General features: G+C 49.8%; 16 protein-coding genes and 2 tRNA genes. 10 read left to right on the top strand and 8 right to left on the bottom strand.

The features are described from left to right. Positions 1 to 81 precede the first annotated feature (81 nt). The 3 genes from HED65_RS08715 to HED65_RS08705 all read right to left on the bottom strand — a co-directional run bounded on the left by HED65_RS08715 (position 82) and on the right by HED65_RS08705 (position 1,865). Positions 82 to 169, bottom strand: a tRNA-Ser gene (locus tag HED65_RS08715). Positions 170 to 306: 137 nt separating this feature from the next. Further along, complete coding sequence (locus HED65_RS08710; protein WP_114978253.1) at positions 307 to 984, bottom strand: isochorismatase family protein; 678 nt, start codon at positions 982 to 984, stop codon at positions 307 to 309. Positions 985 to 1,004: 20 nt separating this feature from the next. Next, on the bottom strand, positions 1,005 to 1,865 hold the full coding sequence (locus tag HED65_RS08705) for a pirin family protein (RefSeq protein ID WP_114978252.1): 861 nt from the start codon (positions 1,863 to 1,865) through the stop codon (positions 1,005 to 1,007). Between the two features lie 109 nt (positions 1,866 to 1,974). Between HED65_RS08705 and HED65_RS08700 the strand changes: the two genes are divergently transcribed. Beyond that, positions 1,975 to 2,880, top strand: a complete 906-nt coding sequence (locus HED65_RS08700; protein WP_114978251.1) for a LysR family transcriptional regulator — start codon at positions 1,975 to 1,977, stop codon at positions 2,878 to 2,880. A gap of 225 nt (positions 2,881 to 3,105) precedes the next feature. On the opposite strand, the gene HED65_RS08695 is transcribed toward HED65_RS08700, so the two are convergent. After that, positions 3,106 to 3,193 (bottom strand) — tRNA-Ser (locus HED65_RS08695). A 232-nt stretch (positions 3,194 to 3,425) separates the two neighbouring features. Between HED65_RS08695 and ghrA the strand changes: the two genes are divergently transcribed. The 4 genes from ghrA to HED65_RS08675 all read left to right on the top strand — a co-directional run bounded on the left by ghrA (position 3,426) and on the right by HED65_RS08675 (position 6,340). Continuing rightward, positions 3,426 to 4,364 (top strand): glyoxylate/hydroxypyruvate reductase GhrA, encoded by a 939-nt coding sequence (gene ghrA / locus HED65_RS08690; RefSeq protein WP_114978249.1) that lies wholly within the window; start codon positions 3,426 to 3,428, stop codon positions 4,362 to 4,364. 84 nt (positions 4,365 to 4,448) lie between these two features. Next, positions 4,449 to 5,186, top strand: coding sequence for a phosphatase (locus HED65_RS08685; protein WP_114978248.1), 738 nt, complete (start codon positions 4,449 to 4,451; stop codon positions 5,184 to 5,186). Between the two features lie 20 nt (positions 5,187 to 5,206). Then, complete coding sequence (locus HED65_RS08680; protein ID WP_114978247.1) at positions 5,207 to 5,761, top strand: TorD/DmsD family molecular chaperone; 555 nt, start codon at positions 5,207 to 5,209, stop codon at positions 5,759 to 5,761. Positions 5,762 to 5,857: 96 nt separating this feature from the next. Then, complete coding sequence (locus tag HED65_RS08675) at positions 5,858 to 6,340, top strand: DUF1097 domain-containing protein (RefSeq protein WP_147279787.1); 483 nt, start codon at positions 5,858 to 5,860, stop codon at positions 6,338 to 6,340. Positions 6,341 to 6,383: 43 nt separating this feature from the next. Here the strand turns inward: HED65_RS08675 and csgG are convergent, their stop codons facing one another. Genes csgG through csgD form a run of 4 tightly spaced genes read right to left on the bottom strand, consistent with a single transcriptional unit; the run spans position 6,384 to position 8,725 of the window. After that, complete coding sequence (gene csgG / locus HED65_RS08670) at positions 6,384 to 7,217, bottom strand: curli production assembly/transport protein CsgG (protein ID WP_025755858.1); 834 nt, start codon at positions 7,215 to 7,217, stop codon at positions 6,384 to 6,386. Positions 7,218 to 7,243: 26 nt separating this feature from the next. After that, a complete protein-coding gene (csgF, locus tag HED65_RS08665; protein ID WP_114978245.1) occupies positions 7,244 to 7,657 on the bottom strand; it encodes a curli production assembly/transport protein CsgF in 414 nt (137 codons plus the stop codon). 23 nt (positions 7,658 to 7,680) lie between these two features. Continuing rightward, entirely contained in the window at positions 7,681 to 8,070 is a 390-nt protein-coding gene (gene csgE / locus HED65_RS08660) for a curli production assembly/transport protein CsgE (RefSeq protein ID WP_114978244.1), read from the bottom strand. 4 nt (positions 8,071 to 8,074) lie between these two features. Further along, positions 8,075 to 8,725: a biofilm master transcriptional regulator CsgD gene (csgD, locus tag HED65_RS08655; RefSeq protein WP_114978243.1), complete on the bottom strand. Its 651-nt coding sequence runs from the start codon at positions 8,723 to 8,725 to the stop codon at positions 8,075 to 8,077. A gap of 761 nt (positions 8,726 to 9,486) precedes the next feature. Here csgD and csgB point away from each other — a divergent pair. From csgB to ymdB, 5 genes are all read left to right on the top strand, one after another. After that, positions 9,487 to 9,942, top strand: a complete 456-nt coding sequence (gene csgB, locus HED65_RS08650; RefSeq protein ID WP_114978377.1) for a curli minor subunit CsgB — start codon at positions 9,487 to 9,489, stop codon at positions 9,940 to 9,942. A gap of 41 nt (positions 9,943 to 9,983) precedes the next feature. After that, entirely contained in the window at positions 9,984 to 10,442 is a 459-nt protein-coding gene (gene csgA / locus HED65_RS08645) for a curli major subunit CsgA (protein ID WP_114978242.1), read from the top strand. 61 nt (positions 10,443 to 10,503) lie between these two features. After that, positions 10,504 to 10,836, top strand: coding sequence for a curli assembly chaperone CsgC (gene csgC, locus HED65_RS08640; protein WP_114978241.1), 333 nt, complete (start codon positions 10,504 to 10,506; stop codon positions 10,834 to 10,836). 160 nt (positions 10,837 to 10,996) lie between these two features. Further along, positions 10,997 to 11,317: a YmdA family protein gene (locus HED65_RS08635; protein ID WP_114978240.1), complete on the top strand. Its 321-nt coding sequence runs from the start codon at positions 10,997 to 10,999 to the stop codon at positions 11,315 to 11,317. Positions 11,318 to 11,421: 104 nt separating this feature from the next. Beyond that, positions 11,422 to 11,964 carry an O-acetyl-ADP-ribose deacetylase gene (gene ymdB / locus HED65_RS08630; protein ID WP_114978239.1) on the top strand — a complete coding sequence of 181 codons (543 nt, stop codon included), beginning with the start codon at positions 11,422 to 11,424 and terminating at the stop codon, positions 11,962 to 11,964.

The following is an 11,964-nucleotide window of genomic DNA, read 5'->3' as shown; positions in this document are numbered from 1 at the left end:
CGGTCGGGGATTCTCATCCCCCCGCAGAGTGCAACATGCGAAAAAAAAGCCCGTACTTTCGTACGAGCTCTTCTTTAAATATGGCGGTGAGGGGGGGATTCGAACCCCCGATACGTTGCCGTATACACACTTTCCAGGCGTGCTCCTTCAGCCACTCGGACACCTCACCATATTGTTTTGCTGCCTGACCGCTTGGGGGGCAACGGGGCGCTACTATAGGGAGTTGCGCTATAACGGTCAAGCAGATTTTCTGCTTTAGTGCCTGTTCGGTTAAGCCTTAATCAGCTCATGTCGCTTAGAGCCGGATTAACGCTGTGAATCGAGCACTTCGCTGTTTTTAACCACCTCCTGTGCTTTGCCATAGCTTTCGATCAACAGCTGATAGGCCGGGAAGATATGGGTATACACTTCAGCCCATGCGGCGGCATCTTCACGGTTCCAGGTCCGCTGGATTTCTGAGGCAACTGCCGCTGTATCCATTGGCACCACGCCAGCCTGGACTACACGAGCCAGTGTGATCTCCTGAGCCATTTTGCTGTAGGTACCGGACGCATCGATCACTGCAAAGACTTTATAGCCATCCGCAACCGCGCTGATCGACGGAAAAGCCATGCAAACGCTGGTGATGGTGCCCGCGATAATCAGCGTGCTGCGCCCGGTGGCTTTTACTGCCGCCACAAATTCCGGGTTATCCCAGGCGTTAATCTCTCCTTTACGTGGCACGTATTGCGCATGCGGCGCGTTGGCGTGGATTTCCGGGATTAACGGTCCATTCGGCCCCTGTGGTACGGAAGCAGTGGTAATGACCGGGATCTTCGCCAGGGTTGCGATCTTAGCCAGCGCTGCCGCTCGGGCTCGTAACTCTGGCATTGGCATATCCCCAACGGTCTGGAACAGACCGCTCTGGTGATCGATAAGCAACATCACCGCATCGTTAACATCAATGACCGGGCGTGCTCCTTTAAAATTTGCAGGTGTAGACATTTTCTTCTCCTCAATGTTGATCAGATCTGGCCGAAATGACCGGAGTTGAAATCACGAATGGCTTCCGCGATTTCCGTTTTCGTGTTCATGACAAACGGGCCATAGCCCACAATAGGTTCGTTCAGCGGCTCACCCGCCATCAGCAGCACTTTTGCATCGCTACTGGCTTCCAGATGCACTTTGTCGCCTTGCTGGCTTAAGACGACCAGTTGCGCTTCACCCGCTTCAGCCGTGCCGTTTACCGTGACGTTGCCTTCCAGTACCACCAGTGCGGTGCTCCAGCCTTCCGGCTGATTGAACGTGAGATGACTGCCCTGATTCAGCGTGATATCCCAGACGTTTAACGGTGAAAAGGTGTGCGCCGGGCCTGTCACATCCTGGTAGCGACCGGCAATAACCCTCAGCGTGCCGCTGTTATCCGGCAGCGTAACAACCGGGATCGTGTCTTTCGTGATGCTCTGATAGCCCGGCGTCGCCATCTTGTCTTTCGCAGGCAGGTTGACCCACAACTGCATCATTTTCAGTTCTCCGCCTTTCCGGGAGAACGCACTGGAATGAAACTCCTCGTGCAGAATGCCTGCACCTGCGGTCATCCACTGCACATCGCCAGGGCCGATCACGCCGCCTTTGCCCGTAGAGTCGCGATGCTCCACTTCACCGGAATAGACGATGGTGACCGTTTCAAAACCTCTGTGAGGGTGTTGGCCTACGCCGCGTTTCGCACCATCTGTCGGGAAGGTGTACGGGCCTGCGTAGTCCAGCAGAAGGAACGGGCTGAGAGGCTCGCCGTGCGTCTGGTAAGAAAACATCGAACGTACCGGGAAACCATCGCCAACCCAGTGCTGACGGGGAGCGGTATAAACACCTGTTACGTTTTTCATGATTAACTCCTGCTGTTCTGTTGATGTAATTAGCTTATATTCAGGGTTAATATCCCGGTAGATAGTGGAAATGACATTCACTGTTCTGAAAATGGAACAATGGAGGCGTATGCAGGATCTCAATGATTTTGTGTGGTTTGTGAAGGTGGTGGATTACGGTGGGTTTGCGGCGGCAGGAAGGGCGCTTGATCTGCCAAAATCCAGGTTAAGCCGCCGGATAGCGCAACTGGAAGAGCGACTTGGCGTGCGGCTCATCCATCGAACCACCCGACAGTTTACGGTGACCGAGGTTGGGCAGACCTTCTATCAGCACTGTAAAGCGATGATGGTGGAGGCGGAGGCTGCGGAGGAAGCCGTTGCGGCGTTGCAGGCTGAACCGCGCGGTATTGTCAGGATCACCTGTCCGGTGACATTGCTGCATGTTCACGTGGGACCCATGCTTGCGCGATTTATGGTTCGTTACCCGGGCATCAATCTTCAACTCGAAGCGACCAATCGGCGGGTCGATCTGGTCGGGGAGGGCATTGATGTGGCGATCCGTGTTCGTCCGCGTCCGTTTGATGACAGCGATCTGGTATTACGTGTCCTGGCGGACAGGGGACATTGCCTGGTAGCTGGCCCCCAGTTGATTGAACGCAGGGGTAACCCAGTGATGCCTTCTGAACTCAGCGAATGGCCAGGGTTAAGTATGGGAGCCGGAAAGCAGGTGCATAAATGGGAACTCACCGGGCCGGAAGGGGCAAAAGCCGAGATCCATTACACTCCGCGCTTTATTACCACTGATATGCTGGCGCTACGGGAAGCGGCGATGGCGGGTGTGGGGGTGGTACAGCTACCGATTTTGATGGTTAAGGATCAGTTGGCTTCAGGTGAACTGATTCGGGTGCTTGAAGCATGGGAACCCAGACGGGAAGTGATTCACGCTGTTTATCCCTCCAGACGAGGTTTGCTGCCGTCTGTCAGGACGCTGGTGGATTTTCTCACCGAAGAGTATGCGAAGATGGTTGAAGAGTAGTTTTTCCATCTCCCTTGGGGAGGGGGTCAGACCGCACCGAGTTGCCTTTGGCACCGGGGGGGATTGACTCGCTTTGCTCGCCCTGCGGGCAGCCTGTTCGCTGCGCTCTCAGTCTGTCCAACTGGCTGTCGCCAGTTGTCGAACCCCGGTCGGGGATTCTCATCCCCCGCAGCGTGCAACATGCAAAAAAAAGCCCGCATTTTCATGCGAGCTCTTCTTTAAATATGGCGGTGAGGGGGGGATTCGAACCCCCGATACGTTGCCGTATACACACTTTCCAGGCGTGCTCCTTCAGCCACTCGGACACCTCACCATATTGTCATCCCGTTGTTGTCGGGACGGGCGCTAATGTAAGGAAAACCCGAACCGCCGTCAACCCACTTTTTCAGTAATTTAGCGCGTTTAGACAAACTTCAGACAACCTGATTCCTAAATGTGCTGAAAGCGCCTCTTTTATCAGCAACGCGGTTCCCCCATAAATTTGTTATGCTGGCAATCCACTTGAAAACGAAAACAAAACAGCGCAATAAAAGGCAGGAATGACCATGGATATACTCTTCTATCACCCTACGTTTGATACCGCTTACTGGATTAAGGCACTTTCGGCGGCGTTGCCTGGTGCACGCGTTCGCGAATGGAAGCGGGGTGATAACGAACATGCTGACTACGCGCTGGTCTGGCATCCGCCGTTAGAAATGCTGCTGGGCCGTAAACTGAAGGCTGTCTTTGCCCTGGGGGCCGGTGTGGACTCCATTCTGAGCAAACTGAAAGCACACCCTGAAATGCTGCCGGAAGATATTCCTCTTTTTCGCCTCGAAGACACCGGTATGGGCCAGCAAATGCAGGAGTATGCCGTGAGCCAGGTACTGCACTGGTTCCGTCGCTTTGATGACTATCAGGCATTAAAACAGCAATCCCACTGGGAGCCGCTGCCAGAGTATCAACGTGAAGATTTTACTATCGGTATTCTCGGGGCAGGTGTGCTCGGCTCAAAAGTGGCTGAAGCGCTGGCGCCGTGGGGCTTCCCGCTGCGTTGCTGGAGTCGCAGCCGTAAGAACTATCCTGGCGTTGAGAGTTTTGCCGGAACAGATGAACTCCCGGCGTTTTTGAAGGGCACGCGTGTGCTGGTCAACCTGCTGCCAAATACGGCGGAAACGGTCGGCATTATTAATAGTGCGCTTCTCAATCAGTTGGCAGATCACAGTTACGTGATGAACCTGGCGCGCGGGGTCCATCTGGTGGAGGCCGATCTGCTCAAAGCCCTCGATAGTGGCAAGGTGAAAGGCGCGATGCTGGATGTGTACAGCCGTGAGCCGTTACCAACAGAAAGCCCTCTGTGGGCACATCCGCGCGTGGCGATGACACCGCACATCGCCGCTGTGACTCGTCCGGCAGAAGCGGTGGCCTATATTACGCACACCATCAGTGAGATAGAGCAGGGCAACGCGGTGACCGGACAGGTTGACAGGCAGCGCGGTTACTGAGAGAAACCCGGCGATAGCCGGGTTTTTGCTAATATTCGCAGCAGATAACTGCTATCCTTTGGAAAAACCGCAGAGGAGAAAGAGATGTATCCCGTTGACCTGCATATGCACACCGTCGCCAGTACCCACGCGTATAGCAACCTCCATGATTATATCGCGCAAGCAAAGCTTAAGGGCATCAAGCTTTTTGCGATCACCGATCATGGCCCGGATATGGCAGATGCGCCGCACTACTGGCATTTTGTGAATATGCGGATTTGGCCGCGTCTGGTTGACGGCATTGGGATACTGCGTGGCATTGAGGCGAACATCAAAAATACCGACGGTGAGATCGACTGCACCGGCCCGATGCTGACTTCCCTTGACCTTATCCTCGCCGGTTTCCATGAGCCGGTTTTCCCTCCCCAGGATAAAGAGACGAACACCACGGCGATGATTGCCACTATTGCCAGCGGTAATGTGCATATTATCAGCCACCCGGGTAACCCGAAGTACCCGATTGATATTCAGGCTGTCGCTCAGGCGGCAGCGAAACACCGCGTAGCGCTGGAGATTAATAACTCCTCCTTTGTTCACTCGCGTAAGGGCAGTGAAGCAAACTGCCGTGAAGTGGCCGCTGCTGTGCGTGATGCCGGAGGCATGCTGGCACTGGGCTCTGATTCCCATACCGCGTTTACGCTGGGGGATTTTAGTGAGTGCCTGAAAGTGCTTAATGACGTTAATTTCCCGGAAGACAGGATCCTGAACGTGACACCACGCCGTATGCTTGATTTCCTGGTGTCGCGCGGAATGGAAGCGATTGCCGAATTTGCCGATCTTTAATTGAGTAATGGAATAAAAAAATGAATGAGTTTTCCATCCTTTGCCGCGTGCTGGGTACGCTTTATTATCGCCAGCCGCAAGACCCGCTGTTGGTTCCCCTCTTTACGTTAATTCGTGAAGGTAAACTGGCGCAGAACTGGCCACTGGAACAGGATGAGTTACTGGAACGTCTGCAAAAAAGCTGCGATATGCAGCAGATCTCAACGGATTACAACGCGCTGTTCGTCGGTGAAGAGTGTCGTGTTTCACCCTACCGTTCTGCCTGGCAGGAAGGGGCGACAGAAGCGGAAGTCCGTGCTTTCCTCTCTACGCGCGGTATGCCGTTGAGCGATACCCCAGCCGACCATATTGGTACGCTTCTCCTGGCCGCATCCTGGATCGAAGATAACGCAGGTGATGATGAGAATGAAGCCATCGAAACCTTGTTCGAAACGTATCTGTTGCCATGGGTCGGAACGTTCCTTGGCAAAGTCGAAGCACATGCGACTTCGCCATTCTGGAGAACGCTGGCTCCGCTGACCCGAGACGCCATCGCGGCAATGTGGGATGAGCTGGAAGAAGAAAACGAAGAGTGATTTAGATCACATTAATTATGCAACTCTACATTTTTACTTGCACGTAATGTGCTTGTGATCTCATTTCTATGGTGCGCTTCTGCTAAGATGCGCACCATGAACATATTACTTTGTATCGCATTAACCACTGGCATTCTCTCCGGACTTTGGGGATGGGTTGCTGTGTCTCTCGGGCTGCTCAGTTGGGCTGGGTTTCTTGGCTGCACGGCCTATTTCGCCTGCCCACAGGGTGGTGTCAAAGGACTCTTTATTTCAGGCTCTACGCTAATGAGCGGTGTGATCTGGGCGCTGGTGATTATGAAAGGCAGCGCACTGGCCCCGCATCTGGAGATGCTGGGGTATGTCATGACGGGCGTGGTTGCATTTTTGATGTGCATTCAGGCAAAGCATCTGCTGCTTTCGTTTGTGCCAGGAACCTTTATGGGGGCGTGTGCGACCTTTGCAGGGCAGGGTGACTGGAAGGTAGTTGTGCCCTCGCTGGCGCTGGGGTTGCTGTTTGGTTATGCCATGAAGAACAGCGGTCTTTGGCTGGCGTCGCGGCGGGAAAAAGCGCAAAACATCACTGCGGTGAGTGAATAAAAAAAGGCGAGATGATTATCTCGCCTTTTTTATGTGCTTTCTGTCAGGATTCCGGAGGAACCGACATATCACGGTATTTAACCAGTATTGGGTTCTGCACGTCTGCTTTATTTTGCAGATCCCACAACCCGCGATCGATACCATCGTTGATTAAGAAGATAACGCCGGTTTCAATGGCTGACATCAGACACATCATGACCGGTTCGTTAGAGGTATAACCAATTTCACCCTCCAGCAAACGCTGGTAGTCGATGAAGCGGAATACCCCAGCCTGCACTTCATAAGACAGTATGGTTTTGCTGGTGTTTACTGAAGAGAGTACTTCACCGGTACTGACGTTGACGACACGCAGGTTAACGGCGATTTGGTCGAGCTGGTACTGGGTGTCCGCGCCGATACCAAAGTAACGCGCTCCTGCACCACCTGATTTCACGTTACTTTCGTAACCAATAATCGAACCTTCAATCATGACATTCGCGGCTGCCAGAGATTGCAGAGGCATCCGGTTATTGTCCGCGACGGTGCCATTTTCCTGTGCGGCACGAATAATTTTCCGCTCATTCAACAGGTTCTGTAGCCCCTGGCGTTCCAGAGGAATAAACCAGTGTGAATCCTTGAGCGCGGTAACCAGCATGGCGGTGGCGCTTTGCGGTACAGCCGTAGAGAAATTACTTGCCGGGTAAGGTTTAAATTGCCCGGTTTCATCCTGAATGTTGTAAACAGAGACAAATATCTTACCGGTTGGTGACGGTAAATGTGTTAAATCGCGATAACTTTGGGCCCGAGGCATTAATGTTGGTTTTGCAGCTTCTTTAGGTGGAGCAGTTAAACAACCGCTCAATAAGCACACTGCAACAAATATCAGGAAGCGCTGCATGATCATTGTCCTTATTCTGCTGTTGTTTAGAAGTCAGTTGAGTTAGTTTGTAGACCGGAAACCTGAATCGTTGAGGTTTTTCCGGTTTTACGGTCGGTAACGTTCAACTGGAGCTGTCCGTCCCTGTTGGCGATGTCGACAATAAAGTCGTTCGTCACCATTCGACCGGGTTTGCCGGTATTAATATTGGTGAGTAAACCACCTAAAATCTGCGACTGGATAGCCTGGGTGAAGTTGTCCAGTGCAGACGGGGTATCGACGCTAAAATCCTTAAAGCTTGGATCTTTATAAGAATTTTGTGCCTGAGCTTCATTCAACATGAAGGCACCGTTATTAGGGTTTCCCCCAAAATTAGGGTTCCGGAACTGAAACGTCATATTTCCGGCCCAGCTTATGGGCGTTATTAGCATTATCGAAACAACTGCATATGCAATACGCATGACAGCCTCCGCATATCGGTTCGCTAGAACTCGTCTTTTGCTAAATCGCTGGTGCTTAATAGGGCTTTATCTATTTGCAGGCGATTAATAGCGTCTTCTGATTGAGCCAGTGCAATGGCGACGTTTTTATCGAAGTCCATTTTTGTGGGGAATAAAAACGTTTGGAAAATAACGTCCTGATTAGCCGTTATTGTGATCCAACTTCCCCATCGTGCACTGGGCCGCTCGTTGATTGTTATGTTTCCGGTATAAGTACTGTCCCATTTATCGCTGAAGGCACGGTAAAAACTGTGCCCGATAGAGGAGACTGTATGGTCCGTTAACAACCCGGGAACTTCGACCTCGACGGCCTTCAGGTTCCCGGCAGCGAGCAAGAAACTCGCTGCGGCGATCCAACTTAACGTGCGCTTCATGTGATTAACGCCTGAGGTTATCGTTTGCCCATGAAACCGCCTGAGTTCGGTTTTTTACAGCTATCTTCTTGAAAAGATTATAAAGGTGCGTCTTAACCGTATTTTCGCTGATAAATAACGAACGGGCGATTTCAATATTTGAAGCACCAATGCGTAACTTGTTCAGGATCTCTTTCTCACGGTGCGTTAGCAGTGCTGATTCTGAACTGTTGTAGCGATAATTTCCGGAGTGTGTGATGAGATAGCTGGCAAGTTTTTGCGAGAAATAACACTCCCCGCGCAATATACCCTGCAGGCCTTCCACCACCCGATCTTCTTCTTCAGTGACGTAGAAAACGCCATTGATATGCGGCCAGCTTTCAATATCTCTGAAAGGATACTCATCAGGCGTATTCAACAATAGCACGCGGATATTATTGTTTTTCCTGCTTAAAATATCCTGCCAGTAATGGATAAGCTTTTTATCAGCTTCCATCATATCGAGAAGAATAATGCTGCCAGGTGCAATATCATCAAAAGAACGTTGAATATTATGCAATTTCCCGTTCAGTGATAAAGTTTGCTTTAAATGTTGTAATAAAGCTGTCGCTTGCAAAGAAGGTTTTGTGATCAACAGTAATGTATGACCATGTAAACTATGGACTTCATTATACATGATGAAACCCCACTTTTTTTAGGCACCTGACAGTTGTCCTCCTGCGAAAAGAGGACAACAGAAGTACTGACAGATGTTGCACTGCTGTGTGTAGAATCAGACCATAACCTCCACAGGGAGGTAAATATAAAACCAATTTCGTACATCTAATTTCAATCTAGCTTTTACGAAGTTTAAAGCAAGTGTTAAACATGTAACATAATGTAAAAATCAATATTAATTTGTGAAATTTGACGTTTTGGAACATCGATATTTGATAGGAAAGTTGTACACATAAATATGTATGCACAGATTTTAAAAATCATACAAATATTTATATGAAATTGATTTTATTATATATTAATTATTTTTATTTGATTGCGATTAGGTATGAGTTACCGGTTTTTTCTAAGCCATGGAATGAGCGAGTTTCTGTCTTAAGAAAACACGCTTCGTGTCACGCGATGAAAAAAATGACATCCTGCCGTTACGTTTAAACAAAGCGGAATGAAGCGTGGACAGCCTTTTCCATGTTGTACAACCTGACAGAAAGAATCCTTCAATAAAAAAGTAAACGCTCCTGTTTAAAGCGAATTTTTACGTAAATTACTACTTTGTGGTGACCCGATAAATAAAAATAATCCGCGTGGGTGAGATATTTAAAATGTTTCAGCGGACATACTCTTCACCGTAACGACGCGTTAACGTATCACGAGTCGTTTTAACAACATATTTGTTACATGGTTATGGAGTACTTAAATAGCCAGGTCCAGGGTGACAACATGAAAAACACATCGTTATTTATGATGTTTACATTACTGGGTGCGCCTGGATTTGTAACCGCGGCTAATTCAGATTTAGCGAGAGCTGAATATAATTTCGCGGTTAACGAATTAAGTCTTTCATCTTTAAATCAGGCAGCCATTATTGGTCAACGAGGCATTTTTAATGACGCTCAGGTTAACCAGGACGGTTCAAAACTATTATCCATAGTTTCCCAGGATGGGGCAGGTAACAGAGCGAGAGTTGATCAATCAGGGAGTTACAATATGGCCTGGATCGATCAAAGCGGCAACGGGAACGATGCAGGTATTACGCAAGATGGATACGGTAATAGTGCGAAAATTATCCAGAAAGGGTCGGGTAATAGAGCAAATATTACGCAGTACGGTACACAGAAAACCGCAGTTGTAGTGCAGAAACAGTCGCAAATGGCAATTCGCGTCATCCAGCGCTAACTATTTCGCGACGACTTTAATCAATCCGATGGGGGTTTACCATGAAATTTTTCAAAGTGGCAGCACTCGCAGCAATCGTTGTTTCTGGTAGTGCAATGGCTGGCCTGATTGATCAGGGCGGATGGGGTCATGGACATGGTCATGGACATGGCGGATACAGCGGTCCAAATTCAACCCTGAATATTTACCAGAACGGTGGCGGTAACTCTGCTGTGGCTTTGCAGACAGATGCCAGAAATTCAGTTCTGAATATTAGCCAGACCGGTGGCGGTAACGGTGCTGATGTAGGTCAGGGTTCCGATGACAGTACAATTAACCTGACCCAGAACGGTTTCGGCAACAGTGCAACACTTGATCAGTGGAACAGTAAAAAATCGACTATGAATGTTAGCCAGTACGGTGGCCTTAACGGCGCATTGGTCGACCAGACTGCTTCTAACTCTACTGTCAACGTTACCCAGATTGGTTTTGGTAACCACGCGACAGCTCATCAGTACTGATACTGAAATCTGTGCTACAAAAAAACAGGGCATTTGCCCTGTTTTTTTTCGGGAGTTCATCATGAATACCTTAATTCTCCTCGCTGCGCTTTCCAGCCAAATCACGTTTAAAACGTCACAACAGGAAAATATGACCACTATTATTCCGCAGGTCACTCTGACGGAGTCGTGCGATTGCCAGGTTCAGATTGTCTCTGAGCGAGAAGGGCAGGGCGGGCAAAGTTCTTCGCGGCAGCAAAATACACTTTTTATACCCGCTAATCAGACGATTGATTTAATGCGGTTGAGTTTAAATATTGACGCGGGGGATACGGTAAAAATCGTTGTCACCATTACTGATGGAAAGTCGCTTCATTTATCACAACAATGGTCTCCGGCGGAGAAGATCTTATAATCATTCATTAAATCAATATGTTATGAATGTGGCGGGCCTGTGGCGTTGAGCTATGCTGATATCAGGAACTGAGTAGTGATGTTCCGTAACGCGAGCCTTCGTTTGCCTTAATGAAGCGCGTTTACCCCTCAAGGACGATTTTCATTGAGGAGTGTATATAATGACCAAATATTTTGCTCAGCTTGCTACAGGCTTGGGTTTGATCGCTTCTGCTTTCATTCTCCCCGCTTATTCAGCCACCATTGCAAATGGTGGGGTAATTCATTTTCGTGGTGCCATTGTTGCAGACCCTTGTGAAGTCACGCCGCAACAGCGACAGTTTGCAATGTCATGTCCGGAAAAAAATCGTATGCAAACGCGGATGGTCAGTTATGAAGAGGCGCTTAATGGCACGGTAACCGATTCCAGCCTCGCCACTCTCAGCATGAAATACCTTAATCCTGAAAAAACACGCGCGGTTGTTCAGATTCAGTATCGCTAATTCACTCTTTCGCTCTCCGGCAGAAGAGGATGTTGTCTGATAGTTTTTTCTCCCTGGCTCCTCTGCGATACACTTAAGAAAAAGGCGGGTTGCAGAGGGGTTTTATGAAACCGCAAATTGAAATCATTCATGGCGATATTACGACCATGCACGTCGACGTCATCGTCAATGCGGCTAATCCATCCCTGATGGGAGGCGGTGGGGTGGACGGTGCTATTCACCGGGCTGCGGGGCCACAGTTACTGGAGGCCTGCAAAGTCGTGCGTCAACAGCAGGGCGAATGCCCGCCGGGTCATGCGGTGATCACGCTTGCGGGTAATCTTCCTGCCAAAGCGGTTATTCATGCTGTAGGTCCCGTCTGGCATGGTGGTGACCAGCATGAAGCCAGTCTTCTGGAAGAGGCGTATCGAAACTGTCTGCGCCTGGCCGCCGACAATGGCTATAAAACGATGGCGTTCCCGGCCATCAGCACTGGCGTTTATGGCTATCCGAAAGCGGCTGCAGCGACTATCGCTGTAGAAACCGTTTACCGATATCTGTCGCTCAAACCGATGCCGGAAAAGGTTATCTTTGTCTGTTTTGATGAAGAAACCACACATCTTTATCAACGGCTTCTGACTCAGCGTGGGCAGGAATCAGAAACCTGA

Source organism: Pantoea sp. LS15, from assembly GCF_012241585.1.
Classification (GTDB): Bacteria; Pseudomonadota; Gammaproteobacteria; order Enterobacterales; family Enterobacteriaceae; genus Enterobacter.
Note: the sequence above shows the minus strand (reverse complement) of the source record. Positions and strands in the feature narration are given on the sequence as shown.

What these genes read in the sequence shown, in the direction of transcription:
- HED65_RS08710 (WP_114978253.1), bottom strand. Translation starts at nt 984, where the DNA reads ATGTCTACACCTGCAAATTTTAAAGGAGCACGCCCGGTCATTGATGTT.
- HED65_RS08705 (WP_114978252.1), bottom strand. Translation starts at nt 1,865, where the DNA reads ATGAAAAACGTAACAGGTGTTTATACCGCTCCCCGTCAGCACTGGGTT.
- HED65_RS08700 (WP_114978251.1), top strand. Translation starts at nt 1,975, where the DNA reads ATGCAGGATCTCAATGATTTTGTGTGGTTTGTGAAGGTGGTGGATTAC.
- ghrA (WP_114978249.1), top strand. Translation starts at nt 3,426, where the DNA reads ATGGATATACTCTTCTATCACCCTACGTTTGATACCGCTTACTGGATT.
- HED65_RS08685 (WP_114978248.1), top strand. Translation starts at nt 4,449, where the DNA reads ATGTATCCCGTTGACCTGCATATGCACACCGTCGCCAGTACCCACGCG.
- HED65_RS08680 (WP_114978247.1), top strand. Translation starts at nt 5,207, where the DNA reads ATGAATGAGTTTTCCATCCTTTGCCGCGTGCTGGGTACGCTTTATTAT.
- HED65_RS08675 (WP_147279787.1), top strand. Translation starts at nt 5,858, where the DNA reads ATGAACATATTACTTTGTATCGCATTAACCACTGGCATTCTCTCCGGA.
- csgG (WP_025755858.1), bottom strand. Translation starts at nt 7,217, where the DNA reads ATGCAGCGCTTCCTGATATTTGTTGCAGTGTGCTTATTGAGCGGTTGT.
- csgF (WP_114978245.1), bottom strand. Translation starts at nt 7,657, where the DNA reads ATGCGTATTGCATATGCAGTTGTTTCGATAATGCTAATAACGCCCATA.
- csgE (WP_114978244.1), bottom strand. Translation starts at nt 8,070, where the DNA reads ATGAAGCGCACGTTAAGTTGGATCGCCGCAGCGAGTTTCTTGCTCGCT.
- csgD (WP_114978243.1), bottom strand. Translation starts at nt 8,725, where the DNA reads ATGTATAATGAAGTCCATAGTTTACATGGTCATACATTACTGTTGATC.
- csgB (WP_114978377.1), top strand. Translation starts at nt 9,487, where the DNA reads ATGAAAAACACATCGTTATTTATGATGTTTACATTACTGGGTGCGCCT.
- csgA (WP_114978242.1), top strand. Translation starts at nt 9,984, where the DNA reads ATGAAATTTTTCAAAGTGGCAGCACTCGCAGCAATCGTTGTTTCTGGT.
- csgC (WP_114978241.1), top strand. Translation starts at nt 10,504, where the DNA reads ATGAATACCTTAATTCTCCTCGCTGCGCTTTCCAGCCAAATCACGTTT.
- HED65_RS08635 (WP_114978240.1), top strand. Translation starts at nt 10,997, where the DNA reads ATGACCAAATATTTTGCTCAGCTTGCTACAGGCTTGGGTTTGATCGCT.
- ymdB (WP_114978239.1), top strand. Translation starts at nt 11,422, where the DNA reads ATGAAACCGCAAATTGAAATCATTCATGGCGATATTACGACCATGCAC.